Source organism: Kitasatospora sp. MMS16-BH015, assembly GCF_002943525.1.
Lineage (GTDB): Bacteria > Actinomycetota > Actinomycetes > Streptomycetales > Streptomycetaceae > Kitasatospora.
The window spans coordinates 5,606,378-5,631,411 of record NZ_CP025394.1 but is presented as its reverse complement, the minus strand read 5'-3'; the positions used below and the strand labels follow the sequence as shown (position 1 = coordinate 5,631,411).

The window sequence follows — 25,034 nt, the reverse complement described above, 5'->3', positions numbered from 1 at the left end:
GCGGCCGCAGAACGGCAGGAGCCTGGTCGGCTGTGGCGTCGGCCCCGCGCGCGACTCAACGGAGGAAGGCACCGGCTCGTGCGCTCCCCCCACACGTGTTCGGTCCGACACCCACGAAGGTAGAGCGCCCGGCCGACCCCTCATCGGTCACGTGCCTGGTAGCCACCTGAACGAGTGAACTCGCGTAACTTTCAGCACTGCTGGGGGCCACGCCCCTAGGCGACGAGCTCCCGCACGGCGCGGGCGACCTGCACTGGGTGCTCCATCATCGCCACGTGCCCCGACTCCGGCAGCACCAGCAACCGGGCGTCGGCGAACGCCGCACAGGCCCGTCGCGCCGACCGGTACGACACCAACTTGTCCTTGAGCCCGTAGACCAGCAGCACCGGCACCCGGACCTGCGCCGCCTGGCGCCACAGCGCCTGGTCGCCCCGCTGGGTGTAGGCGGAGACGATGCCGCGCGCGCTGCCGACCAGCGCGGCCATCGCGTGCGGCAGGGCGGCCCGCCGCCGGTACTCGGCCACCGCCCTGGCCCGCTTCTCGGCCGGGATGGCTGCGGCGTCCCCGTAGACCAGGTCGAGCAGCCGCGCGGTGGCGGACTCGACCTCGGCCGCACCCGCAGCCCCGGAGCCGGAGGCGGCGGCGCGCTGGAGCAGGGCCGGGACGCCGGGCACGGCGAGCAGGCCGGTGGGCCAGGCGGTGCGCTGGGGCGGCAGCTCGGGCAGGGCCGGGGAGATCAGGGTGAGGCTGCGGACCAGGTCCGGCCGCAGGGCAGCCAGCCGAACGGCCACCGCGCCGCCCAGCGAGTTGCCGAACAGGTGCACCGGGCCCCGGCCGGAGGCCTCCAGGTAACCGATCACGGCCCGGACGTGGCCGGAGAGCGAGTGGTCCCCGTCCAGCGGCGGCTCGGACCAGCCGAAGCCCGGCAGGTCCACCGCCTCGCCGGAGACGGTGTCGGCCAGCTCGGCCATCAGCTCCGTCCAGTTGTCCCCGGACCCGCCGAGCCCGTGCACGAACAGCGCGGGCGGCAGCCCCTCGCTCCCCGCCGCCGGCCCGGTCACGGCGAGCACCGCCCCGGGCACGGTCACCATCCGGTCCGGCCCCACGGCATCGGGGAGGTCCACGGCGGTCGGGAGGGGCTCGGCCGGGGCCGTCGCCCGCTGCTCAGTGCTCATGAGGGACGATGGTAGTGAGGACACCCCGCCGGGCCCCAGCCCCCTGCCCACCAGGCCCGGACACCCTGCCCGGCAGGGCTACCCAGCAGGCCCGATGCAGGTCCGAGGCAGGTCCGAGGCAGGCCCGAGGCAGGCCCGGAGCAGGCTCAGGAGCACGCGCTGAGCACGTACCGAGCATGTACGGGCCCCTCCCGGGCCCGTTCCCCGCAGCGTCTCGCCCTATGGACAGTGCAGGTCAGACCCGTATTGTGAGCACCCGACAAGGGCTTCCGGGGCTTTTCTCGCCTTCGACCGGCGCAGATCCAGTTACCCAAAAGTAGAATCAACCACCTTGCCAGTCCGCTGACCGTGAAGTGAGGAGCGCCCGTGACGGCCATCCAGGAGGCGCAGGAGCGCCCGCGCGGTGCCCGCCTGCCGCGAAGCGCCCGCCGCGAACAACTGCTCGGGGCCGCGCAGGAGGTGTTCGTCGCCCAGGGTTACCACGCTGCGGCCATGGACGACATCGCCGACCGCGCCGGGGTCAGCAAGCCCGTGCTGTACCAGCACTTCCCCGGCAAGCTGGAGCTCTACCTCGCGCTGCTCGACAAGCACTGCGACGCCCTGGTGGACGCCGTCCGCGACGCGCTCTCCGCCACCAGCGACAACAAGATGCGCGTGGCCGCGACGATGGACGCGTACTTCAACTACGTCTCCAGCGAGTCCGGCGCCTTCCGCCTGGTCTTCGAGTCGGACCTGACGAACGAGCCGGCCGTCCGCGAGCGGGTCGAGCGCGCCTCGGACGCCAGCGCGACGCTGGTCAGCAAGGTGATCGCCGAGGACACCGACCTGCCCGAGCACGAGTCCAAGCTGCTCGCCGCCGGCGTCTGCGGAATGGCCCAGATCACCGCCCGGTACTGGCTCTCGCAGGGTCTGGACATCCCGCGCGACGAGGCCGTCCGGCTGGTCGCCAGCCTGGCCTGGCGCGGGCTCAAGGGCTTCCCGATGCACCCGACCGACGCCGCCGCGGACGCCGCGGGCGAGTAGCCGCTCCCCGTACCGATCTCCGCATCGATCTCCGGAGCTCCGCCGCCGGGCCATCCGGGTGCTCTATGGTGAAGCCGTACGGCGCAGCCGCCCACGAACAGCAGTTCAGGAGCGGTCGCGCATCGGAGCTCAGCAACCCGGAGGGACGGAAGCCGTGGAGGTCAAGATCGGCGTGCAGCACGCGCCTCGCGAGATCGTTCTCGACAGCACGCAGACCGCGGAGGAGATCGAGAAGGCCGTCGCCGATGCACTGGCCGGTTCGGCCAAGGTCTTCTCGCTGACCGACGAGCACGGCCGCCGTGTGATCGTCCCGGCCGAGCGCCTGGCGTACGTGGAGATCGGCGAGCCGAGCGTGCGCAAGGTGGGCTTCGGCACCCTCTGAGCACCTCCCGCCGTCACCGACGGCGGCGAGCACCGCCCCGGGCCTCTTGACGAGGTCCGGGGCGGTCGCGTTTGCCGGGCCCGGGTACGCGGTAGGGCTCTGGTCAGGAAACGCCGCAGCTCGGGAGGTCACCGTGCCCGTCGAGACGATCGCCTTCGCCCTGATCGGTCTGGCCGTCGGGGTCGGCGCGCTCGCACTGCTGCCCGGCTGGTACCGGGCCCCGCGCACCCTGACCGTCGCCACCGGCCTGGTGGCAGCCCTGCTCGGCGGCCTGATCAGCCGCTACGCGCTGGACGGCCGCCTGCCCGGCATCTCCCTGGCGATCGCCCTGCTCGGGGCCGTCGCCCTGGTCTCCGTCCTGGCCCGCCCGGACCTGGCCGACCGCCGCCCGCGCGGCCGCCACCGCCACGCGTAAGCGGTTGCACAAGTGGTTGTACAAGTCGTTGTGCAAGCACTCACGCAAGCACTCCTACAACCGCTTGCACAACCGCCCGTACAACCGCCCGTACAACGCCCGGCCGCCTCAGGAGGCGAGCCCGAGCACCGCCATCCGCTTGGTGTGCGCCTCGGTGATCCGGTTGAACATCTTGCCGACCTCGACCAGGTCGAAGCCCTGGACCTGGGCCCCGCCCACCAGCAGGTTGGAGAGCGCGTCGCGCTCGGCGACCACCCGCTGGGCCTGGCTGAGCGCCTCGCCCATCAGGCGGCGGCCCCAGAGAGCGAGCCGCCCGCCGACCCGGGGGTCCTCGGCGATGGCCTGCCGCACCCGGTCCACCGCGAACTCGGCGTGCCCGGTGTCCGCCATCACCCGGAGCACCAGCTCCCGGGTGTCGTCGTCCAGCCGGACGGCGACCTCGCGGTAGAAGTCGGTGGCGATCGCGTCGCCCACGTACGCCTTGACCAGGCCCTCCAGCCAGTCGGCCGGGGCGGTCATCCGGTGGAAGGACTCCAGCGGCTCGACGAAGGGGGTCATCACCTCGGTCGGGTCCGCGCCCACCTCGGTCAGGCGGTCGTGCAGCAGCTGGTAGTGCTGGAACTCGGCCGAGGCCACCCGGGCCAGCGCGGCCTTGTCCGGCAGTCCGGGCGCCATCTTGGCGTCCTCCGCGAGCCGCTCGAAGGCGCTCAGCTCGCCGTAGGCGAGGGCGCCGAGCAGGTCCAGCACCGCCGCGCGGTAGCCGGGGTCGGCCGCCGCGCTGGTCCAGTCGCCGATCGAGGTCCCGTCCTGACCGCCCTGACCGTTCTGAGCGGTCCCGTCCTGAGTGTCCATGGTTCGCCACCCTAGACCCTCCCGCCCCCCTGCCCGCGCGAGCCCCTGCGACGGTCTCCGCGGCGGCCCGGAGCACCGCTGCCCAGGTGGTCCTCGTGGGTCTGCCCCCACGGAGTAAGACGCGTCACGTGTTCGAGTCGCCGCCTGACTGTATGGTGGTAGTGAGGCCCGATGTACCCAGACGGGGTGTTACCGCTCCGTACGGCATCGGCCTCACGTACGCGGATGCCCGGTCGGAGACCCGATCGGCTCCGACCTCGGCCCGGACTTCGGGCCGTGGCACCGCATCAGTGGCCGAGCGAAGGTCGCCGCGGACCGCGCCGCTTCCGTCGGCGAAGGTCCCGCGCATGGCCCCGCAGGGATCCTCCCCCACGCCGCCGCACGACGCGCCCTCCCTCAGGGCCGGCCGTGACGGGCAGGCCGCAGGGGCCGGCGCGGTGTGCGTCCAGTTTCCGCAGGGCCGGTCCGGCCCGCACGCAGGATGCTGGCTGCCCGCCGCCCTCTCGCTCTCGGTCCCATCCACATGGAAGAGGCAGCACCCTGTCCACCACCGTTGACACCCCGAAGACCACCTTCCGAGAGCTCGGGATCCTCCCGGAGACCGCCGAGGCTCTGGAGGCCGTCGGCATCGTCCACCCCTTCCCGATCCAGGAGATGACGCTGCCGGTCGCGCTGACCGGCCACGACGTCATCGGCCAGGCGAAGACCGGCACCGGCAAGACCCTCGGCTTCGGCCTCCCGCTGATCGAGCGGGTCGTCGTGCGCGCCGACATCGACGCCGGCCGGGCCACCGAGGACCAGCTGAGCGACCACCCGCAGGCGCTCATCGTGGTGCCCACCCGTGAACTCTGCACCCAGGTCACCAACGACCTCCAGACCGCGGGCAAGGTCCGCAACGTCCGCGTGCTCGCCATCTACGGCGGCCGGGCATACGAGCCGCAGGTCGAGGCGCTGCAGAAGGGCGTCGACATCATCGTCGGCACCCCCGGCCGCCTGCTCGACCTGGCCGGCCAGCGCAAGCTCAACCTGTCGAAGGTCCGTGCGCTCGTCCTCGACGAGGCCGACGAGATGCTCGACCTGGGCTTCCTGCCCGACGTCGAGAAGATCATCACCATGCTGCCCGCCAAGCGGCAGACCCTGCTCTTCTCGGCCACCATGCCGGGCCAGGTCATCAGCCTCGCCCGCCGCTACATGAGCCAGCCGACCCACATCCGCGCCGCCGCGCCGGACGACACCGGCCACACCGTGGCCAACATCGAGCAGCACGTCTTCCGTGCGCACTCGCTCGACAAGGTCGAGATGGTCGCCCGCATCCTGCAGGCCGAGGGCCGCGGGCTGGCGATGATCTTCTGCCGCACCAAGCGCACCGCCGCCGACGTGGCCGACCAGCTGACCCAGCGCGGCTTCGCGGCCGGCGCCGTGCACGGCGACCTCGGCCAGGGTGCCCGCGAGCAGGCCCTGCGGGCCTTCCGCTCCGGCAAGGTGGACGTGCTGGTCTGCACCGACGTCGCCGCCCGTGGCATCGACGTCGAGGGCGTCACGCACGTCGTCAACTACCAGTGCACCGAGGACGAGAAGACCTACCTGCACCGGATCGGCCGCACCGGCCGCGCCGGCGCCTCCGGCACCGCCGTGACGCTGGTCGACTGGGACGACATCCCGCGCTGGCAGCTCATCAACAAGGCGCTCGAGCTCAACTTCAACGAGCCCGAGGAGACCTACTCGACCTCCCCGCACTTCTACGAGCTGCTGAAGATCGCCCCGGGCACCAAGGGCGTCCTGCCGCGGTCCGAGCGCACCCGCGCCGGTCTCGGCGCCGAGACCCTCGAGGACCTGGGCGAGACCGGCGGCCGCGGTGGCCGTGGCGGTCGCGACCGTGACCGTGACCGTGGTGGTCGCGGTGGCGAGCGCGGCGGCCGTGGCGAGGCGGGCCCCGGTGCCCGTACCGCCGAGCAGCGTCCGGCCCGCCCGCCGCGCGAGCGCCGTCGCACCCGTGGTGGTTCCTCCGCCGCGAACCCGGCCGTCGAGGCCCCGGCCACCGAGGCTCCGCTGACCGGTCCGGCCGCCGAGGGCGAGGCGGCCCCGCGTCGCCGTCGCCGTCGCAACCGTGGCGGCTCCGCCGCTGCGGCCGCCGCGAACCAGGCGGTCGAGGCCCCGGCCACCACCGAGGCCCCCGCCCCGGCTCCGGCCATGGAGGCCCCGGCCGCCGGCGAGGCGGCCCCCAGCCGCCGCAGCCGCTCGCGGCGCGGTCGCTCGGCCGGTCAGCCGACGGCCGCCGTCGAGACCGCCACGGCCGCCCCGGTCGCCCCGGTGGAGACCGCCCCGGCTGCGCCGGCCGCCGCGCCCGTCGCGGTCGCCGCCGCTGTCGTCGAGACCGTCGAGGTCCCGGCGCCGGCCAAGCGCACCCGCACCCGCAAGGCCGCCGCCGCTGCCACCACCACCGCCCCGGTCGAGACCGAGGCCGCCGTGGTCGCCGAGGTGCCCGCGCCGCGCAGCCGCAAGGCTGCCGCCCCCAAGACCGCCGCGCCCAAGGCGGAGGTCTTGGAGGTCGTCGCGGAGGCCGTCGTCGAGGCTCCGGTCAAGAAGACCGCTGCTCGCAAGACGGCCGCCAAGAAGGTCGCCGAGGCCGTCGTGGCCGAGGCCACCGAGGCCGCCCCGGCCAAGCGCACCCGCAAGGCCGCCGCCCCCAAGGCCGAGGTCGTGGAGGTCGTCGCGGAGGTCGTCGTCGAGGCTCCGGTCAAGAAGACCGCTGCTCGCAAGACCGCCGCCAAGAAGGTCGCGGAGGCCACGGTCGAGATCCCGGCCCCGGCCAAGCGCACCCGCAAGGCCGCCGCCCCCAAGGCCGAGGTCGTGGAGGCCGTCGCGGAGGTCATCGTCGAGGCTCCGGTCAAGAAGACCGCTGCTCGCAAGACCGCCGCCAAGAAGGCCGCCGAGGCCGTCGTGGCCGAGGCCACCGAGGCCGCCCCCGTCAAGCGCACCCGCAAGGCCGCCGCCCCCAAGGCGGAGGCTGTCGCGGAGGTCGTCGAGGCCCCGGCCAAGAAGACCACCACCCGCAAGACGGCCGCCAAGAAGGCCGCCGAGGCCGTCGTCGCCGAGGCCACGGTCGAGATCCCGGCCCCGGCCAAGCGCACCCGCAAGGCCGCCGCCCCCAAGGCCGAGACGGCCGAGGTCACCGAGGCTCCGGCCAAGGCGCCCCGGGCCCGCAAGGCCGCCGCAACCGCCCCGGCGGAGGCTCCGGTCAAGAAGACGGCCGCCCGCAAGACCGCCGCCAAGGCCCCTGCGAAGAGCTGAGCACCGAGCAAGTGACGGGACGGGCGGGCGGATCGGTACGATCCGCCCGCCCGTCCCGCGTTCCCCGCCCTCCGGCGGACGGAGCGCAGCCCGCATGCAGCACCCGCACCCGCACGCACACCCGCACGCACTCAGACATGCAGACACGGTCGAAGCCGACCGACCAGCCCGTACGCCTGGTGAAGGAGCCCGACCCGATGAGCACGCCGCCCTTCCTGAACCTCCCCGGCTGCGCCCGGGCCCTGCGGCTGGCCACCCCCCGGGGCGAGTTCGCCGCGCACCTGGCCGAGCCGGCCGGGGCCGTGCGCGGGACGGCGCTGCTGGTGCCCGGCTTCACCGGGAGCAAGGAGGACTTCATCGCCCTGCTGGCCCCGCTCGCCGAGGCCGGCTACCGGGTGGTGACGGTCGACCAGCGTGGCCAGTACGAGTCCGGTGGCCCGGCCGACCCGGCCGCGTACGCCGTCGCCGAGCTGGCCCAGGACGTGCTCGCGATGACCGGGGCCCTCACCGAAACGGCGACCGGCCTGGCCGGGGACGGCCCGCTGCACCTGCTCGGCCACTCCTTCGGCGGCCAGGTGGTCCGCGAGGCCGTACTCGCCGCTGCGGCCGGCGCCCGGGAGGGCGCGGAGGCCGCGCTGCCCTGGCGTTCGCTGACCCTGCTCGCCACCGGCCCGGGTGCGATCGAGCCGGGCGAGGCGGCCCGGACGAAGCTGTTGGTGGACGCGCTCGGTTCGATGGATCTGGAGAGCATCTGGCAGGTGATGCAGCAGATGGAGGAGGGTTCGGGCGCCACCCGGCCGCGGGCCGAGATCGCCGCCTTCCTGCACCGCCGCTGGCTGGCCAACGTGCCGACGGCCCTGGCCGCCATGGGCGCCCACCTGATCGCGGCCCCGGACCGGGTGGCCGAGCTGGCCGCCGTGCCGCTGCCCAAGCTGGTGCTCTCGGGCGTGCGGGACTACGCCTGGCCGGTCGAGGAGCAGACCGCGATGGCCGAGCGCCTCGGCGCCGCCCGGGTGACCGTGCCGGACGCCGGCCACTCCCCCAACGCCGAGCAGCCCGCCGCCACGGCCGCCGCACTCGCCGCCTTCTGGGCCTGAACCGCCCAACTGAACCTCCCGTACACCAGTAGTTGTGATCTACATCACGCCGACTTGACATAGCACGGGACAGAAATCTTTAGCTCGGGTAATATTTGATTCTGTCCGGGAATCATTCGTAGCAGCGCCCCCGTTGACACTGATGGCCCCGCGGGGCCGAAACCGGGACTTAACGGGCGGGCAACGACCTGGAAGTCGGGATCCGACACCGTGGTCGGTACGACCCCCGCACCGCGACACCGCACCTCCCGCACGAACGACCGAACCGAACGCGCCTCGCAAGCCACCGAGGCCAGAGAAGGAGAGGCCCCCATGCGTTTCGAGATCCTCCGCCTGGACGACGCCCAGGGCACCGCGACCGACAGCCTGATCGCCGACGCCGCCACGGTGCGCGAGCTGGTCGAGGCCGCCGCCCGCACCGGCGAACGTCTGCTCATCCGCCCGTGCAAGGCGGCCTGACCGGAGCCGCCCCGGCCCCGGCCGCGGCGGAGCCCCCGATACCCCACTGACGCCCTGTCATCCACCTGAGCTCCACGAGCCGGATGACGGGGCGTCAGTGCGTCCGGAGCCGCCCTGTGCGGGTGCGGCGTTTGCCGGTACGCGTCACGGGACATCCCCTTAGGACTGCCCGGGCACCGGGCGGGGCCGCCGCGGTATCGCGGGCGGTTCGGGGGGAGTGAGCGACGCGCCCCGTACGGGTGATCGTCCTTGACGCGGCGCTCCGGGAGGAGGACCGTTGTCAGTCATGAGGGGCGAGCCAAGCTGCCCGAGGTGCGCCGGCCGGGTCCGCGCGCCCGGTCTCTTCTCCGACACCTGGCAGTGCGACCAGCACGGCGCAGTGCACCCGATGCAGCCTGTGCTGCCACCGAGCGTCGAGGCGCTCGGGGTGGCCGTGGCCCGCTCGCAGGTGCCGGTCTGGCTGCCCTGGCCGCTGCCGGTCGGCTGGCTGTACACCGGCATCGCCCACGCGGGCGACGACCTCTCCGGCGCCCGGGCCACCGCCGTGGCCTGCTCCGGCCCCGCGCCGCTCGGCGGCTTCGGCGAGCTGGTGCTGGTGGCCGAGGAGCTCGGCGTCGGCCTCGGCGCCCGGTACGCGGGCCTGCCCGGCCCGGATCCGGGGCCCTCGGTCTCGCTCTACAAGCCCGCCGACGCCAAGCTGATGGCCGCCGGCCGCCCCACCCCGATGTTCCACGTGCCGGACGCCCCGGCTGACCGGGCCGTCTTCGTCGGCGAGGCCCGCGGGCTCTGGCTCTGGGCGATCGTCTGGCCCGAGCAGTCGGCCCTGCTGATGTACGACGAGCTGGTGCTCACCGACCTGCGGGACGCCGGGGCCGAGCTGGAGCTCCTGACCTGCGGCGCGCTCTCGCCCCGGCTGCTCACCTGACGGGCCGTCCGCAGCACTGACGGTCCGTCCGCCGCACTGCCGTCCCGCCTGACGGACCCTCCGCGCCCGTACGAGTCGGCGATCTATCCTGGCCTGACCCGAACGGCCGACACCCGGGCCGGACTCGGCAGTCAATGTCGGACAGACCCTGGGAGCCAAGACCCGTGCGCATCGACCTGCACGCCCACAGCAACGCCTCCGACGGCACGGACAGCCCAGCCGAGCTGGTCGCCAACGCGGTGGCCGCCGGCCTGGACGTGGTGGCGCTGACCGACCACGACACCGTCGCCGGGCACGCCGAGGCCGCCGAGGCCGTCCGGGCCCTGCCGCCCGGCAGCGGGCTGACCCTGGTGCCGGGGGCCGAGCTGTCCTGTGTGGTGGGCGGCATCTCGATGCACCTGCTGGCCTACCTGTTCGACCCGGCGGAGCCGGAGTTCGCCGCCGAGCGGGAGCTGGTCCGCACCGACCGGTTCCGCCGGGGCCGGGCGATCGTCGAGCGCTGCCGGGAGCTGGGCGCGCCGATCACCTGGGAGCAGGTGCAGCGGATCGCCGGCGAGGGCTCGGTGGGCCGTCCGCACATCGCCAGCGCGCTGGTCGAGGCCGGCGTGGTGGCCACCGTCTCGGACGCCTTCACCCCCGAGTGGCTGGTCAACGGCGGCCGGGCCGACGTGCGCAAGCACGAGACCGACCCGGTGGCGGCCGTCCGGCTGGTCCGGGCCGCCGGGGGCGTGCCGGTCTTCGCCCACCCGGGTGCGGCCAAGCGCGGCCGGACCGTCTCCGACCAGGTGATCGCCGACCTGGCGGCGGCCGGCCTGGGCGGCCTGGAGGTCGACCACATGGACCACGACGAGGGCGCCCGCACCCACCTCACCGGCCTGGCCGCCGAGCTGGGCCTGTTCACCACCGGCTCCAGCGACTACCACGGCACCCGCAAGACCGTCCGGCTGGGCGAGTACACCACCAGCCCGGAGTCCTACGAAGCACTGCTCGCCCAGGCGACCGGGGCGAAGCCGATCACCGCCTGAGCGACCGTCACCCGGCAGCCGCCGGTGGCCGCCACCGACCGGACACCGGACGTGCGGCGGCGGGCGTGGCCGACCGGGCGCTGGACGTGCGGCGGCGGTCGGCGGGCCGGAGAATGCGTGCCATGCGCGATCTTTCCGGCCCGCCAGGGCGAGGGCCCCTCCGAAGGCCGACCGGATGAAGACCTTCGGCTCGCTCTTCGTCACCCTGTTCGTGATCATGGACCCGCCGGGGACGATCCCGATCTTCCTGGCCCTCACCTCCGGCCGGGCCGCCCGCACCCAGCGGAAGATGGCCTGGCAGGCGGCGCTGGTCGCGCTCGGCGTGATCACCTGCTTCGGCCTGTTCGGCCAGCAGATCCTGGACTACCTGCACGTCTCGATCCCGGCGCTGCAGATCTCCGGCGGCATCCTGCTGCTGCTGATCGCCCTCGACCTGCTCACCGGCAAGATCGACGAGCCGACCCAGACCAAGGACGTCAACGTCGCCCTCGTCCCCCTCGGCACCCCGCTGCTGGCCGGCCCGGGCGCGATCGTCGCCGTCATCCTGGCCGTCCAGGGCGCGGACGGCGCCACCGAGGAGCTGGCCGTCTGGACCGCCATCGTGGCCATGCACGTGGTGATGTGGCTGACCATGCGGTTCTCCCTGGTGATCATCCGGATCATCAAGGAGGGTGGCGTGGTGCTCATCACCCGACTGTCGGGCCTGCTGCTCTCGGCCATCGCCGTGCAGCTGGTCGCCAGCGGCGTCTTCGGCTTCATCGACACCCGCTGACCGCGCCCGCCGGAGGGTCACCCGAGTGCGACACCCTTGCGCTCGGGGTCGCGGAGGTCCGTGCCGTGCTTGAGCCAGCGCTCCTCCAGGGCCGCCGCTCCCTGGACCCGCTTGAAGGCCGCCTCGTTGGGGGTCATCGGGAGCAGCGGGAGGAAGCGGACCGGGTCGGCGGGGGCGGCCAGTGCCAGGTCGGGGACCAGGCCGCCGGGTTCGGCGGTGAGGACGGAGGTGAAGGGGGCGCCGGGCCAGAGGGGTTGGCCGAGGTCGAGGGAGGCGCCGGGGGCGACGATCAGGCCCTCGACCTGGGGGGTGGCCGCGAAGGTGGCCAGCGTGCGGAGCACCTCGTCGCGCCCCCCGCGCACGGTGAGCACCAGCTCGACCCGGGGCCCGCGGACGGGGTCGGCGAGCATCGCCGAGGGGTCGTTCATCGGTGCGGCGGCCATGCCGAGCGTCGCGTACCGGACCAGGCCCTCGGCGTCCGGGCCGAACCGCAGCACCTCGATCCGGTCGGCCCCGAGGAAGGTGACCCCGGCCCGGCCGCTGGGCTCGCCGAAGGTGCTGAGCAGCCGGGCCTCCACGGCGGCCAGGACGGCCTCGCGGGTGTGCTCGTCCGGGCCGGCCGCGGAGTTGTCGGAGAAATCGCCGAACAGGGGGAAGTCGTGCGCCATGGCCCCGACCTTAGACCTCCTCCGTCAGCACGGCGTCAACACCCCGGCGGGCCGCGCCCGGCAGCTGTTACCCTGGGCAACTGGCCTCCGGGGGTGTTTCCGCTCCCCGGTGGGAAGCGGCACGGAGGAGGTGGTTGCGGTGGATACCAGCCGACCATGCAGTACCGGCAGCTCTGCCCGGTCACGTCGTCCTCGCCGCCCGGCCACCGTCACCCAGGTCACCTCCCGCTGACCGGACGGTCCGTCACCCGGTAGTCACCGGGCCCGCCGAGCGCTTCTTCGTACACGGCCGCGCAGGGCACCGCATTCCTCTCCGTCGGTGTCCCCCTCGCCGTCACACCCGTGCGACCACCCCCGCCGTGTGACGCCTCCTGCTCGAGGAGCCAGCCATGTCGATGATGAACAACCTGCGTGCCGTCGTCCGTCCGCAGCGCCGCCGCCCCGACGCGACCTTCGACCCACTGCACCCCGGCCACGGCGTGTCCGCCGTGGTCGACTGCGCCGTCTACCAGGCGGGCAAGCGGCACGGCGAGACCTGCAGCCCGCGCGAGGCCGTCCAGCGCGTGCGCAACGCCCGCCAGCAGAGCGCTGAATCGTTCAGCTGGATCGGTCTGCACGAGCCCACCGAGGCCGAGTTCGAGGGCATCGCGCAGCGCTTCGGCCTGCACCCGCTGGCGGTGGAGGACGCGGTGCACGCGCACCAGCGACCCAAGGTCGAGCGGTACGACGAGGTGCTCTTCGCCGTCTTCAAGACCATCCGGTACGTGGAGCACGACCAGCTCACCCCGACCAGCGAGGTGGTGGAGACCGGCGAGCTGATGGTCTTCGTCGGCGCCGACTTCGTGATCACCGTCCGGCACGGCGGCCACGGCTCGCTCAAGGACCTGCGCCGCCGGCTGGAGGGCGACCACGACGGCACCGGCCTGCTCTGCAAGGGCCCGGCCGCCGTGCTGCACGCGATCGCCGACCAGGTGGTGGACGACTACCTGCTGGTCGCCGACCGGCTGCAGACCGACGTGGACGAGATCGAGTTCGACGTGTTCGCCAACCGCGGCGGGCGCGGGGCCGATGTCGGGCGGGTCTACCAGCTCAAGCGCGAGGTGCTGGAGTTCAAGCGGGCGGTGGCCCCGCTGCTGCGGCCGATGCAGCTGCTCTCGGAGGCCGAGAAGGCCCCGATCGGCCCGGAGATGCGCAAGTACTTCCGGGACGTGGCCGACCACCTGGCCCGGGTCACCGAGCAGGTGCACGGCTTCGACGAGCTGCTCAACTCGCTGCTCCAGGCCAATCTGGCCCAGGTCTCGGTGGCCCAGAACGAGGACATGCGCAAGATCACCGCCTGGGCGGCGATCTTCGCGGTGCCGACCATGATCACCGGCGTCTACGGGATGAACTTCGACTACATGCCGGAGCTGCACCACCGCTACGGCTACCCGATCGTGCTCGGGGTCATCACCGTGATCTGCATCGGCATGTACAAGGGCTTCCGCCGCAACGGCTGGCTCTGAGGCACCGGGCCGACGGCCGGTCAGCCCTCCCGGCTGCCCCGGGCCACCAGCACCAGGCCCAGCAGGATCACCGCGACGGCCGGGTAGGCCCCGGCCGGCGGCCACTGGCCGAGCCAGAGCGCGGCGATCAGCGCCGCGCCCGGGGTCTCCAGCAGGATCGCGGTGGAGGTGACCGAGGGGCCCAGGGTGCGCACCACCCGGTTGCTGAGCGAGTGGCCGAGCAGCTGGGCGGCCACCATGAGCAGCGCGATCTGCCACCAGGCCCCGGCCGACCAGCCGGACAGCCCGGTGCCGGTCACCAGGCAGATCCCGAGCAGCACCACGGCCGTGGTGGCGTAGCAGACCAGGGTGTACGCGGTGGTGCTGACCGTCTTTCGCACCTCCGCGCCGAGCAGCATGTACCCGGCGGCGGCCAGCCCGGCGCCGAGTGCCAGCGCGTCACCAGCCAGCGCCTGCGGCGAGAGCGAGAGGTCGACCCCGGTCAGTGTGAGCACCCCGAGGAAGGCCACGCACATGCCGATCCGCACCAGCCGCGGCGCCCGGTGGCCGAGCAGCCGCATCAGGAGGATGGTCCAGAGCGGGGTGGTGGTGACCATCGCGGTGGCCGAGGCCACCGAGGTCATCCGCAGGCTGGGCATCCAGAGCGCGAAGTGCACCGCGAGCAGCACCCCGGCCGCCGTCGCGAGCAGCAGCGCCCGGCGGCCGATCCCGCGCAGCTCGGCGCGGTGGCGCAGCAGCGCGTACGGGCCGAGCACGCCCACCGACATGACGTTGCGCCAGAAGGCGATGGCCAGTGCGGGGGCGGCGGTGGCGCTGATCAGGGGTGCGGAGAGCGAGATCCCGCCGATCGAGACGGCCAGCAGCAGCAGGTCGAGCTTGGGCAGCGCCGGCCGGGCCGCCGAGGCGGCAGGGGGTCCCCCCGGCCGGAGGCTGGGGGCGGGGGTCTGAGCTGCGGCGTCAGGCCGGGCGACGGTGGGCACAGCTCTCCTCCGGTGGTCGGTCGCGGGTGACGGGAACGGTACCAAGGTAAGGGGTCTACCGGAGTCATGACACTGTCGTCCCGGGCGCTGAGACACCCTCCGGACAGCGCGGGCCCGACCCCGTACGCTGTTGGGCCATGGAGCCCACGACGCCCGCCACCGCTGCTGCCGCCACCGCCACCGCCGCCATCGAGGAGCGCGCCCTGCTGGAGGAGGCCGCCAAGAAGTCCGGCCTGCTCTGGGTGCGGGCCGACGGGCAGCCGCAGGCCCGGGCGCTCTGGCACGCCTGGCACGACGGGGCCGTGGTGGTGGTCGGCGACGGCATCGAGCAGCCGCTGCACGGGCTCACCGCCGGGGCCGGCGCCGAGGTGACGGTGCGCAGCAAGGACAAGTGGGGCCGGCTCACCGCCTGGCCCGCCCGGGTCAGCGAGCTCGCCCCGCGGAGCGAGGGCTGGCTGGGCGCCGTCGAGGAGCTCAAGGGCAAGCGGCTCAACGCCCCCGACACCGACACCATCGACGAGCGCTGGGCCCGCGAGTGCCGGGTGCTCCGCCTGGAGCCGGCCGGCCCGCTGACCGAGCAGCCCGGCGCGATGCCCGAGGCCTCGCACGCCGCCGTCCCGATGGCCTCCCCCGCCACCACCCGCAAGCCGATCCCGGCCGGCCTCCCCAAGCTCGTGGCCAAGGGCAAGCTGGGGCGCTAAGCCCTGGGGCGCGGGGAACTGCGCGACCAGCCACACACGGCCTGCGGCCTCCCGCTGCGCGCAGTTCCTCGCGCCCCTGGACAGTGCAACTGGCGCCCTCCGGTCGGCGTACGGCCCGCTTCTTCCGACCTCGCGCAGTTCCCCGCGCCCCTGGTAGTGCAACTGACCCGCGCCCCCAGTGGCTTGACCCTCACACCGTGTCAGACCCTTCACTCGGACGCACCATGTTCACCATCGGAGACTTCGCCAAGCACGGCCGCGTGTCGGTCCGCATGCTCAGGCACTACGACGCCATCGGCCTGCTGCGCCCGGCCCGGGTCGACCCGCACACCGGGTACCGGGGCTACGAGGCCGGGCAGCTCGCCGAGCTCAACCGGGTGATCGCGCTCAAGGACCTCGGCTTCACGCTGGAGCAGGTCGGCGCGATCCTCGGTGACCTGGTCGGCGCCGAGGAGCTGCGCGGGATGCTCAGGCTGCGGCAGGCCGAACTGGCCGCCCTCGTGGCCGAGACGACCACCAGGCTGACCAGGGTCGAGGCGAGGCTCCGGACGATCGAGAGCGAGGGGCAGATGCCCACCAACGATGTCGTCCTCAAGCAGATCCCGGCCGTCCGCGTCGCGGAGCTGTCCGCCACCGCCGCCAGCTACCAGCCCGGGGACATCACCCCGGTGATCTCCCTGCTCTTCCCGGAGCTCTGCCGCCTGGTGGCCGCCGCCGGGCTGACCCCGGCCGGGGCGAGCCTGGCCTACTACGTGGACGGGCCCGACGGCACCGTCGAGGTGCACGCGGCCCTGCCGGTGGCGGCCGGGGTGACCGGGGCGGGCGCCGGGCACGGGTTCGCGGTGGTCGACCTGCCGGCGATCGAGAGCGCGGCCACCGCGGTCCACCACGGCTCCATGGACGGGGTGCTCGCCACCGAGCAGGCGCTGGTCCGCTGGATCGAGGAGACCGGCCACCGGGCCACCGGCCACAGCCGCGAGCTCTACCTGGAGTGCGAGGGCGCTCCGGAGACCTGGGTCACCGAGCTGCAAACCCCGGTGGTGATGCGCTGACCACCCGCCCGCGCCCCCTGTCGGGCCACTGACCCGGCCCCGGCTGATCGGCACCGGGTAGCCTAAGCGCGGAACATCCGCAGAGCGCGCGAGGGAGTCCCCGTGGCAGGGCCAGGCAGCCGGGTCTTCATCTCCCATCTCTCCGGGGTGGCCGTCTTCGATCCCAACGGCGACCAGGTCGGGCGGGTCCGCGACGTGGTGGTCTCGCTGCGGATCGGCGGCCGCCCGCCCCGGGTGCTCGGCCTGGTGGTCGAGGTGGTGGCCCGGCGGCGGATCTTCCTGCCGATGACCCGGGTCACCAGCCTCGAATCCGGCCAGGTGCTGACCACCGGCGTGATCAACATGCGCCGGTTCGAGCAGCGCCCCTCCGAGACCCTGGTGCTCGCCGAGCTGCTCGACCGCACCGTCACCCGGACGAAGACGCACGAGGAGGTCACCGTCCTGGACGTGGCCATGGTGCAGACCCGCGTCCGGGAGTGGGAGATCACCAAGGTCTTCGTCCAGACCGGCAAGCTCAGCCGGCTGCGCAAGGCCAAGGGCGAGACGCTCACCCTGGACTGGTCCGCCGTCACCGGCTTCGCGCTCGCCGAGGAGGGCCAGGGCGCCGCCAACCTGCTCGCCACCTTCGAGCAGCTGCGCCCGGCCGACCTGGCCAACGTGATGCACCACCTCTCCTCCAAGCGCCGCGCCGAGGTCGCCGCCGCGCTCGACGACGACCGCCTCGCGGACGTCCTGGAGGAGCTGCCCGAGGACGACCAGGTCGAGATCATCGGCAAGCTCCAGGAGGAGCGCGCCGCCGACGTCCTGGAGGCGATGGACCCGGACGACGCGGCCGACCTGCTCTCCGACCTCCCCGAGGAGGACGCCGAGCGGCTGCTGCGCCTGATGGAGCCCGAGGACGCCGCCGAGATGCGCCGCCTGCTCTCCTACGAGGAGGACACCGCCGGTGGTCTGATGACCACCGAGCCGATCGTCCTGGAGCCGGACGCCACGGTGGCCGAGGCGCTGGCCCGGGTGCGGATCTCCGACAACAAGCCGGCCCTGGCCGCCCAGGTGTACGTCTGCCGGCCGCCGAACGAGACGCCCACCGGCAAGTACCTGGGCACCGTGCACTTCCAGCGGCTGCTGCGCGAGCCGCCGTTCACCCTGGTCGGTTCGCTGGTCGACGACGACCTCGACCCGCTGCCGCCGGACACCCCGCTGCCGCTGATCACCAGCTACCTCGCCACCTACAACATGGTCGCGGCGCCGGTGGTCGACGAGGCCGACCACCTGCTGGGCGCCGTCACCGTCGACGACGTGCTCGACCACCTGCTGCCGGACGACTGGCGCGAGGCAGCCCTGCACGGCCTCAACGGCTCCGACCTGGAGCACGGCCACGAGAGCGAGGACATCCGTGGACGCTGACCGCAAGGGCCGCCGGGACGACGCCCGCCGACGGGACGAGTCCTCCCCGCGCCAGCGCCTCCAGGGCGAGCTCCGGTCGCTCCGCGAGCTGCGCGAGCTGCGGGTGCGGGAGGGCAGCTCCACCCGTACCGAGCAGCCGTCGAGCTCGGCCGCCCGGGCCCGGCTCGACCAGCCGCGCACCTCGCGGCCCGGCCTGCTGACCCTGCCGACCTACGACCCGGAGTCCTTCGCCAAGCTCTCGGAGCGGATCGCCCGCTTCCTCGGCACCGGACGGTTCATCGTCTGGATGTCGGTGGTCATCCTGTGCTGGGTGGCCTGGAACGTCTTCCTGCCGCCGGCCGTCCGCTTCGACGAGTACCCGTTCATCTTCCTCACCCTGGCGCTCTCGCTGCAGGCCTCCTACGCGGCCCCGCTGATCCTGCTCGCGCAGAACCGGCAGGACAACCGGGACCGGGTCAACATGGAGCAGGACCGGGCCCGCAGCGACCGCAACATCGCCGACACGGAGTACCTGACCCGCGAGGTCGCGGCCCTGCGCCAGGGCCTCGGCGAGGTCGCCACCCGCGACTTCATCCGCTCCGAACTCCAGTCCCTGCTCAAGGAGATCGACGAGCGCCGGGACGCCTCGGAAATGCTCTGACCGGGTGCGTTCCGGCGCTGTGACCGGTGGCACGCTACTGCCGAGTCACCGGCTCGGCGCCGGGCCGTACCATCAACACATGGCCAACGAGACAGAGGTTGCGGTCGGCGTGACGGAGGAGTCCGTACGCGCGGCGCTGGCGACCGTCAACGACCCCGAGATCAACCGTCCGATCACCGAGATCGGGATGGTGAAATCGGTCGAGATCGGCGACGGCGGTGCCGTCCGCGTCGGGGTCTACCTGACCGTGTCCGGCTGTCCGATGCGGGAGACCATCACCAGCCGGGTGACGGAGGCCGTGGGCGCCGTCGCCGGAGTGACCGGCGTCGAGGTCGAGCTCGACGTGATGAGCGAGGAGCAGCGCAAGGAGCTCTCGCAGCTGCTGCGCGGGGGTGCGCCCGAGCGCGAGATCCCGTTCGCCAAGCCCGGCACCCTGACCCGGGTCTACGCCGTCGCCTCCGGCAAGGGCGGCGTCGGCAAGTCCTCGGTCACCGTCAACCTGGCCGCCGCGCTGGCCGCCCAGGGCCAGAAGGTCGCCGTGGTCGACGCCGACATCTACGGGCACTCCGTGCCCCGCATGCTCGGGGTCGAGGGCCGTCCCACCCAGGTCCAGGACATGATCATGCCGCCGTCCGCGCACGGCGTGAAGGTCATCTCGATCGGCATGTTCACCCCCGGCAACGCGCCGGTGGTCTGGCGCGGCCCGATGCTGCACCGCGCCCTCCAGCAGTTCCTCGCGGACGTCTACTGGGGCGACCTGGACGTCCTCCTCCTCGACCTGCCGCCGGGCACCGGTGACATCGCCATCTCGGTCGCGCAGCTCGTCCCCAACGCCGAGATCCTGCTGGTCACCACCCCGCAGCAGGCCGCCGCCGAGGTGGCCGAGCGGGCCGGCACCATCGCCCTCCAGACCCACCAGAAGATCGTCGGCGTCATCGAGAACATGGCCGGCATGCCCTGCCCCCACTGCGACGAGATCGTCGACGTCTTCGGCACCGGCGGCGGCCAGACCGTGGCCGACGCCCTCACCCGCTCCGTCGGCGCCACCGTCCCGGTCCTGGGCTCCATCCCGATCGACGTCCGCCTCCGCGAGGGCGGCGACGACGGCACCCCGGTGGTCCTGGCCGCCCCCGACTCCCCGGCCGGCACCGCCCTCCACGCCATCGCCGCCAAGCTCGGCAACCGCCAGCGCGGCCTCTCCGGCCTCTCCCTGGGGCTGACCCCGAAGAACAAGTTCTGACGGAACGGCACGACGGCCCCGGACAGGTTCCTGTCCGGGGCCGTTCCATTGCTCGGGCCGGCCTACAGGCGGCGGGGGCCGGCTTAGAGGCGGCGTGGGCCGGCGCCGTCCTCGGCGAGGGTGTCGCCGGGGTTCAGGAGGGCGCAGGCCTTCATCGAGAGGCAGCCGCAACCGATGCAGCCGGTGAGTTCGGCCTCCAGCCGTTCGATGGTCTGGCGGCGTTCCTCCAGGCGGGCCTTCCAGCCGCGTGAGGCGCGCTGCCACTCCTGGTGGCTCGGCGGGCGGTCGAGCGGCACGTCGGCGAAGGTCTCCCGGAGGTCCTGCAGGGGGATGCCGATCCGCTTGGCCACCGAGATCAGGGCGATCCGGCGCAGCATGTGGCGGGGGTAGCGGCGCTGGTTGCGCCCGTCCCGCTCGGAGGCGATCAGGCCGAGTTCCTCGTAGAAGCGCAGGGCCGAGACCGCGGCCCCGGTCCGGGCACTGACCTCGCCGATGGCGAGCCGGTCGTCGGGGGTGGCCCTGGCCTCGCCGGGCTGCTGGGTCATGCACCGCCTCCTCTTGACCTCAAGATTACTTGAGGTCATACGGTCGGCCGGGCCGGACCGGCAAGCGGTACCGACCCCGAGAGGACCCCAGCCCGATGACCTTCGTGATCGCCGTGCCCTGCGTGGACGTCAAGGACAAGGCCTGCCTGGACGAGTGCCCGGTCGACTGCATCTACGAGGGCGAACGGATGCTCTACATCCACCCCGACGAGTGCATCGACTGCGGTGCCTGCGAACCGGTCTGCCCGGTCGAGGCGATCTACTACGAGGACGACACCCCGGAGCCCTGGCGGGAGTTCAACCGGGCGAACGTCGAGTTCTTCGACGACCTGGGCTCCCCCGGCGGCAGCGCGAAGCTCGGTCTGATCCCGAAGGACCATCCGATCGTGGCAGCGCTGCCGCTGCGGGACACCGTCTGACCGCCCCACCGGGGAGCCGGCCGGAATTCAGCGGCCGTCGTAGTTGGTGAGGTCCTGGACGGCGGAGAAGCCGGCGCCGTAGGCGGAGACGCCCCGGCCGTAGGCGCCGAGGAGGACGCCCGGGGCCTCGCCGGCGAGGACCCAGCCGTACTCGGACTCGCGGTAGCGGAAGGGCTGCGGGAGGCCGTTGACCGGGAGGGTGAGGGTGGACCAGCCGGGGCCGTCCAGGTCGTCGGCCAAGTCCCAGGCGAGGGCGGTCTGCTGGTCGAGCCAGTCCTGGCGCAGCGCCCGGTCGAGCTGGCCGGGCCAGGTGGCCGCGAGGAGGCCGGAGCCGGCCAGCCAGGCGGCGGAGGAGGCGGAGGTGGCCTCCAGGGTGCCGGTGTTGTCGGCGCTGCGGCGCACGTCCCGGCGGGCCATGGTGACCACCACGGCGAAGCGCCGCATGTCCCGCGGCTCGTACTGCCGGGCCGGCTCGTCACCGTGGCCGAGGGTGCCGTAGTCCACGCTGCCGCGCTGGGCGCCCCGGGCCGTCTGCCCGGCGCCGGCCTGCATCAGCCAGCGGCGGCCCGTCCAGCCCTCGTCCAGGCCGTACCAGGGGAAGTCCGCCGCCAGGTACGGGGCCAGCGGATCCGCCGGGGGGCCCGCCTGGGCACCGACCACGGGCGCGCCCTGCTCCCCCGCCGTGACGGTTCTCGCACTGCTCGTCGTGTCCAACCCCGGACCTCCTCGACACCTGTTCCCTGCGGTAGCGGGCTCCATCGTGGCGCACGCCGGCGCCCCCACCCGGCAGGTCGGGCACGAAACCTCCGTGACCTGGCCCACACCGGGAGCACTCAGCACAATAGCGGCGCGCGCGGCGGAGGCCGGACAGCGCAGCGGCGCGCGCGGCGGCGAGGTGCGCAGCCGGGCGGCCGGTCAGCGCGGCGCGGCGCTCAGGTGGCGTCGAGGTCGTACGGCGGGCGCTCGCCCTTGGCCAGCGGGGTGCCGGTGTCGGGAGCGGCGGGCTTGACCAGGTTCGGGGCCGGCGGGGCGGGCTTGGTGGGCTCGTCGTTCAGCACCGACTTGAAGTCGAGGCCGTCGCGGATCTCCTTGAAGCCGAGCGGGTCCTCGTTGCCACCGAGCAGCTGCTTGCGGACGAAGGTCTTCGGGTGCAGGTCCTCGAAGTCGAAGTCCTTGAACTCCGGACCGAGCTCGGCCCGGATGTCCTCCTTGGCGCTGTCGGCGAAGGAGCGGATCTTCCGGATGAAGCCCATGGTGTCCTGGATCAGCTTCGGGAGCTTGTCCGGCCCGAAGATGACGACGGCCATGATCACGAGCGTCACGACCTCAAGAGGGCCTATGTCGGCAAACACCTAAGCTCCCAGCTCCTGATGGACGAACCCGATGAGCTTGCAGTTCAGCGGTCCACGGTCCACTACAGCGTAATGGCCACCGGCCGCGCTTTGGCCCCCGAGTTGATGAAGCACGGGCAAAGTTCAACCGATGGCCACGGCGCCGTGGTGGCCCGCCGGAGCGGCGGGGCTCAGCCGGGCGTCAGCGCAGCAGGTGGTGCGGGAGGAGGTCGTCGGCCTCGGGCTGGGCGGAGTACGGCGCCTGCGGCACCGCACCGGCCCCGTGCGAGGCCCGGACGGGGTAGACCGGGAAGTCGACCGGCACCTCGCCCGAGATGGGCACCACCGGGCCGGTGCCGCCCCGGACGGGGGTGACGGTGGCGCCGTGGCGCTGACCGTCGCCGGCCAGGCCGGAGACGGTGGTGACCCCGCCGAGGGTGACCGCCGCGACCGAGAAGGCCCCGGCCGCCGCGAAGACGAACCGGCGCCCGCGCGCGGCGGACGGCCGCGCCACCGGGAGCGGAGCGGGCAGCAGCGCGGCGAACGGCGAGGCGGTGCGGCGACGGGCGGGCCGGTGCGGGGCGGGCTCGCGCTCGACCGGGCCGGGGCCGGCGGCCTCGACACCGGAGCGGGCCGGGAGGGCCACCGCGGTGGCGGTGGCCGGATCGGCCGCAGCGGCGAGCACGTACTCCGGGCGCGCCGCACCGGGGAGCAGCAGGTCGGTCAGGGCGTGCTCGGCCGGCCGGGCCGCGAGCGGCTCGGGGTGGTGCGCGGAACGGCGCGGCCGCGCCGCCCGCGGGTCCACGCCCGGGAGCGGGGCGTGCGCGCCGAGGGCGCCCGCGCCGAAGGAGGCACCGGCGCCGCGGCCGAAGGAGCCGCCGTTCAGCCGACTGCCGCCGAGCGTGCCGGGCGCGGCGATCGGGCCGGCCGGGCCCGCCAGCGAGCCGGGCCCACCGGGGCCGCCCGCGCCGTCGCCGGGCTGCTCGTCGTCGGGCAGGGCGGCCACCGCGAGCAGCCGGGACATCAGCGTCGCGGACGGACCGGGGGTGCCGCTGTGCGTCAGCAGGTGCTTGACCGCGCGGCCCTCGTCGGCCTCGGCGAGGCACTCGGGGCAGGTGGCCAGGTGGGCCTGGACGCGCTCGCGCGAGTCGTGGCCCAGCTCGCCGTCGACGAAGGAGGAGAGCCGGTCGCCCAGGTGGTGCTCCTCGGACGCGGGCTCGGCCAGGTGCACCGGGATGGCCCGCAGCGTGGCGGCCGGGGGCGCCCCCGGCTGAAGGCCGGGCGAGGGCTCGGCCGGCTCGGCGCGGCGGCCGCGCTGGGCCCAGCCGGGAGTGCGGCGGGAGCGGGCGGACGGCTCGGACCCGGTCGGGCCGGATGGGCTGGAGGGACTGGCGGCACTCATGAGCGCCCCCGCTCACCACCGCCGGAGGGGCCCGCCTCCGCGCCGACCGCGACCGGCTCGCCCTGCCCGCCGCGCCGGACGCGGCCGGGGGCGGTGCCGGGCGCCCGGTGCTTGAGGGCGGCCCGCAGGTGCGAACGGCCACGGTGGATACGGCTGCGCACGGTGCCCAGCTTCACCCCGAGGGTGGCGGCGATCTCCTCGTAGGAGAGGCCCTCGATGTCGCAGAGCACCACGGCGGCGCGGAACTCGGGCGCGAGGGTGTCGAGCGCCTGCTGCACGTCGGCGTCGAAGTGGGTGTCGCTGAAGTGCTGGGCCGGGCTCGGCTCGCGGCTGGCCAGGCGCTCGGCCGCGTCGTCCGCGAGGGCGTCGAAGCGGATCCGCTGGCGGCGGCGGACCATGTCCAGGAACAGGTTGGTGGTGATGCGGTGCAGCCAGCCCTCGAAGGTGCCCGGGGTGTAGGTCGAGAGCGAGCGGAAGACGCGGACGAAGACCTCCTGCGTCAGGTCCTCCGCGTCGTGCTGATTGCCCGTCAGGCGGTAGGCGAGGCGGTAGACGCGGGCGCTGTGCGCCTCGACGATCTCCTCCCAGCTGGGCGGCGTCCAGGTCTGCGCATCGGCGTCGAAGGCGGCACGCGGGGCGGGGGCAGCGGCCTCCGGGCCCTCGGTCGCGGCGGGCTCGTCCATCGGAATCTGCGCGGACTTGTTCATCACGGGCTTCGGCTTACGGGCCGACGAGAGGACGCGGACGGACCGCGACACAGGGACGTCGCCCTCGGCCACACCTCCTCGGTCGGCTCTTCTGCCCAGCAGGGCCACCACCATATCGACCTCACCCGTCGGATCCGGATAAAAGTGCTCGACCGACCCCGACGGGGCTGCCGCACGGCAGCCGTCCGTAGGCCGATCAACCCTTCCTGGAGCGTCAACGGCCGGTCAACGGACGCGGTTCCCGCCCGGCCAGTAATCTGTGGCTGGAAATATCGACATCCGGTCGACAACTGGAGAGGCTGCCATCACCGAGTTCGGGTCGGCCCAGGTCGCGCTCGCCGACACCTACGTCGGGGAGGACGCGGTGCTGACCTACGCCCGGGCGCTGGCCGCGCGGGTCGGGGTGCGGCCGATCGGGCCGAGCGGCGGGGCCTGCCTGCGGCTGCTCGCGGCGGCCCTGGACGCCAAGGCGGTGGCGGAGATCGGCACCGGCACCGGGGTCTCCGGGGTCTACCTGCTGCGCGGGATGCGGCCGGACGGCGTGCTCACCACGGTGGACTCCGAGCCGGTGCACCAGCAGTACGCCCGCGCGGCCTACCAGGCGGCCGGCTTCGCGGCGAACCGCTCCCGGGTCATCCCCGGCCAGGCGCTGGACGTGCTGCCCCGGCTGGCCGACGGTCAGTACGACCTGGTGCTCTGCGACGGGGACCCGGCCGAATCCTCCTCGTACCTTGCAGAATCGTTGCGCCTGCTGAGACCCGGCGGCATGGTCTGCTTCGAAGGGGTGTTCCACCAGGGCCGTCTGGCCGAACCGAACCACCGGGACCCGGGCACCCACGCGCTGCGCGAGCTGGTGCAGGAGGTGCGGGAGAGCGACGCGCTGCTGCCCGCGCTGCTGCCGGTCTCGGACGGGCTGCTCTGCGCCGTCAAGCGCTGAGGGACGCCCCGGGAGAACGACAGAGCCCGGGTCCGGTCGGTGACCGGTACCCGGGCTCGCGCGCGTCTCCAGGATTCTGGGAGA

At 73.7% G+C, this 25,034-nt stretch carries 26 protein-coding genes; 17 read left to right on the top strand and 9 right to left on the bottom strand.

The window, feature by feature from the left end:
* Positions 1-215: 215 nt before the first annotated feature.
* Positions 216-1,175: an alpha/beta fold hydrolase gene (locus CFP65_RS24370; RefSeq protein ID WP_104818200.1), complete on the bottom strand. Its 960-nt coding sequence runs from the start codon at positions 1,173-1,175 to the stop codon at positions 216-218.
* Between the two features lie 366 nt (positions 1,176-1,541).
* Between CFP65_RS24370 and CFP65_RS24365 the strand changes: the two genes are divergently transcribed.
* From CFP65_RS24365 to CFP65_RS39840, 3 genes are all read left to right on the top strand, one after another.
* On the top strand, positions 1,542-2,198 hold the full coding sequence (locus CFP65_RS24365; RefSeq protein WP_104818199.1) for a TetR/AcrR family transcriptional regulator: 657 nt from the start codon (positions 1,542-1,544) through the stop codon (positions 2,196-2,198).
* Positions 2,199-2,352: 154 nt separating this feature from the next.
* Positions 2,353-2,580 carry a DUF3107 domain-containing protein gene (locus CFP65_RS24360; RefSeq protein WP_104818198.1) on the top strand — a complete coding sequence of 76 codons (228 nt, stop codon included), beginning with the start codon at positions 2,353-2,355 and terminating at the stop codon, positions 2,578-2,580.
* A gap of 133 nt (positions 2,581-2,713) precedes the next feature.
* The gene (locus CFP65_RS39840; protein ID WP_168219565.1) at positions 2,714-2,995 is read left to right on the top strand and encodes a hypothetical protein; all 282 of its coding nucleotides are present in this window, start codon (positions 2,714-2,716) and stop codon (positions 2,993-2,995) included.
* 108 nt (positions 2,996-3,103) lie between these two features.
* Here the strand turns inward: CFP65_RS39840 and CFP65_RS24355 are convergent, their stop codons facing one another.
* Positions 3,104-3,847, bottom strand: coding sequence for a ferritin-like fold-containing protein (locus CFP65_RS24355; protein ID WP_104818197.1), 744 nt, complete (start codon positions 3,845-3,847; stop codon positions 3,104-3,106).
* Positions 3,848-4,501: 654 nt separating this feature from the next.
* On the opposite strand from CFP65_RS24355, the gene CFP65_RS24350 reads away from it, so the two are divergent.
* From CFP65_RS24350 to CFP65_RS24330, 6 genes are all read left to right on the top strand, one after another.
* Positions 4,502-7,138, top strand: coding sequence for a DEAD/DEAH box helicase (locus tag CFP65_RS24350; RefSeq protein ID WP_104818196.1), 2,637 nt, complete (start codon positions 4,502-4,504; stop codon positions 7,136-7,138).
* A 197-nt stretch (positions 7,139-7,335) separates the two neighbouring features.
* Complete coding sequence (locus CFP65_RS24345; RefSeq protein WP_104818195.1) at positions 7,336-8,235, top strand: alpha/beta fold hydrolase; 900 nt, start codon at positions 7,336-7,338, stop codon at positions 8,233-8,235.
* 312 nt (positions 8,236-8,547) lie between these two features.
* Complete coding sequence (locus CFP65_RS39835) at positions 8,548-8,694, top strand: hypothetical protein (protein ID WP_168219625.1); 147 nt, start codon at positions 8,548-8,550, stop codon at positions 8,692-8,694.
* A gap of 286 nt (positions 8,695-8,980) precedes the next feature.
* A complete protein-coding gene (locus CFP65_RS24340) occupies positions 8,981-9,619 on the top strand; it encodes a DUF6758 family protein (protein WP_104818194.1) in 639 nt (212 codons plus the stop codon).
* 164 nt (positions 9,620-9,783) lie between these two features.
* Positions 9,784-10,644 (top strand): PHP domain-containing protein, encoded by an 861-nt coding sequence (locus CFP65_RS24335; protein ID WP_104818193.1) that lies wholly within the window; start codon positions 9,784-9,786, stop codon positions 10,642-10,644.
* A 175-nt stretch (positions 10,645-10,819) separates the two neighbouring features.
* Entirely contained in the window at positions 10,820-11,416 is a 597-nt protein-coding gene (locus CFP65_RS24330; RefSeq protein ID WP_104818192.1) for a MarC family protein, read from the top strand.
* A gap of 17 nt (positions 11,417-11,433) precedes the next feature.
* On the opposite strand, the gene CFP65_RS24325 is transcribed toward CFP65_RS24330, so the two are convergent.
* A complete protein-coding gene (locus CFP65_RS24325; RefSeq protein ID WP_104818191.1) occupies positions 11,434-12,084 on the bottom strand; it encodes a suppressor of fused domain protein in 651 nt (216 codons plus the stop codon).
* A gap of 389 nt (positions 12,085-12,473) precedes the next feature.
* On the opposite strand from CFP65_RS24325, the gene corA reads away from it, so the two are divergent.
* Entirely contained in the window at positions 12,474-13,589 is a 1,116-nt protein-coding gene (gene corA, locus CFP65_RS24320) for a magnesium/cobalt transporter CorA (RefSeq protein ID WP_104818190.1), read from the top strand.
* A 20-nt stretch (positions 13,590-13,609) separates the two neighbouring features.
* Here corA and CFP65_RS24315 read toward each other — a convergent pair whose 3' ends face one another.
* A complete protein-coding gene (locus CFP65_RS24315) occupies positions 13,610-14,569 on the bottom strand; it encodes a DMT family transporter (RefSeq protein ID WP_168219624.1) in 960 nt (319 codons plus the stop codon).
* A gap of 137 nt (positions 14,570-14,706) precedes the next feature.
* On the opposite strand from CFP65_RS24315, the gene CFP65_RS24310 reads away from it, so the two are divergent.
* From CFP65_RS24310 to CFP65_RS24290, 5 genes are all read left to right on the top strand, one after another.
* Complete coding sequence (locus CFP65_RS24310) at positions 14,707-15,270, top strand: hypothetical protein (RefSeq protein ID WP_104818189.1); 564 nt, start codon at positions 14,707-14,709, stop codon at positions 15,268-15,270.
* A 224-nt stretch (positions 15,271-15,494) separates the two neighbouring features.
* Positions 15,495-16,322: a MerR family transcriptional regulator gene (locus CFP65_RS24305; RefSeq protein WP_104818188.1), complete on the top strand. Its 828-nt coding sequence runs from the start codon at positions 15,495-15,497 to the stop codon at positions 16,320-16,322.
* 102 nt (positions 16,323-16,424) lie between these two features.
* Complete coding sequence (locus CFP65_RS24300; protein ID WP_104818187.1) at positions 16,425-17,729, top strand: magnesium transporter MgtE N-terminal domain-containing protein; 1,305 nt, start codon at positions 16,425-16,427, stop codon at positions 17,727-17,729.
* A gap of 88 nt (positions 17,730-17,817) precedes the next feature.
* The gene (locus tag CFP65_RS24295; RefSeq protein ID WP_104821084.1) at positions 17,818-18,369 is read left to right on the top strand and encodes a DUF1003 domain-containing protein; all 552 of its coding nucleotides are present in this window, start codon (positions 17,818-17,820) and stop codon (positions 18,367-18,369) included.
* Positions 18,370-18,448: 79 nt separating this feature from the next.
* Positions 18,449-19,609: an Mrp/NBP35 family ATP-binding protein gene (locus CFP65_RS24290; RefSeq protein ID WP_104818186.1), complete on the top strand. Its 1,161-nt coding sequence runs from the start codon at positions 18,449-18,451 to the stop codon at positions 19,607-19,609.
* Positions 19,610-19,692: 83 nt separating this feature from the next.
* Here the strand turns inward: CFP65_RS24290 and soxR are convergent, their stop codons facing one another.
* Positions 19,693-20,154 (bottom strand): redox-sensitive transcriptional activator SoxR, encoded by a 462-nt coding sequence (gene soxR / locus CFP65_RS24285; RefSeq protein WP_104818185.1) that lies wholly within the window; start codon positions 20,152-20,154, stop codon positions 19,693-19,695.
* Between the two features lie 95 nt (positions 20,155-20,249).
* On the opposite strand from soxR, the gene fdxA reads away from it, so the two are divergent.
* The gene (gene fdxA, locus CFP65_RS24280) at positions 20,250-20,573 is read left to right on the top strand and encodes a ferredoxin (protein ID WP_104818184.1); all 324 of its coding nucleotides are present in this window, start codon (positions 20,250-20,252) and stop codon (positions 20,571-20,573) included.
* A 27-nt stretch (positions 20,574-20,600) separates the two neighbouring features.
* Here fdxA and CFP65_RS24275 read toward each other — a convergent pair whose 3' ends face one another.
* From CFP65_RS24275 to sigE, 4 genes are all read right to left on the bottom strand, one after another.
* Positions 20,601-21,287: a hypothetical protein gene (locus CFP65_RS24275; protein WP_371682455.1), complete on the bottom strand. Its 687-nt coding sequence runs from the start codon at positions 21,285-21,287 to the stop codon at positions 20,601-20,603.
* Between the two features lie 218 nt (positions 21,288-21,505).
* Positions 21,506-21,925 carry a sec-independent translocase gene (locus tag CFP65_RS24270; RefSeq protein WP_104818182.1) on the bottom strand — a complete coding sequence of 140 codons (420 nt, stop codon included), beginning with the start codon at positions 21,923-21,925 and terminating at the stop codon, positions 21,506-21,508.
* 181 nt (positions 21,926-22,106) lie between these two features.
* The gene (locus CFP65_RS42195) at positions 22,107-23,306 is read right to left on the bottom strand and encodes a zf-HC2 domain-containing protein (RefSeq protein ID WP_305778260.1); all 1,200 of its coding nucleotides are present in this window, start codon (positions 23,304-23,306) and stop codon (positions 22,107-22,109) included.
* Positions 23,303-23,989 (bottom strand): RNA polymerase sigma factor SigE, encoded by a 687-nt coding sequence (sigE, locus tag CFP65_RS24260; protein WP_371682547.1) that lies wholly within the window; start codon positions 23,987-23,989, stop codon positions 23,303-23,305. The genes CFP65_RS42195 and sigE overlap by 4 nt, the downstream gene beginning before the upstream one ends.
* Before the next feature lie 301 nt (positions 23,990-24,290).
* Between sigE and CFP65_RS24255 the strand changes: the two genes are divergently transcribed.
* Positions 24,291-24,950, top strand: coding sequence for an O-methyltransferase (locus CFP65_RS24255; protein ID WP_104821083.1), 660 nt, complete (start codon positions 24,291-24,293; stop codon positions 24,948-24,950).
* Positions 24,951-25,034 lie beyond the last annotated feature (84 nt).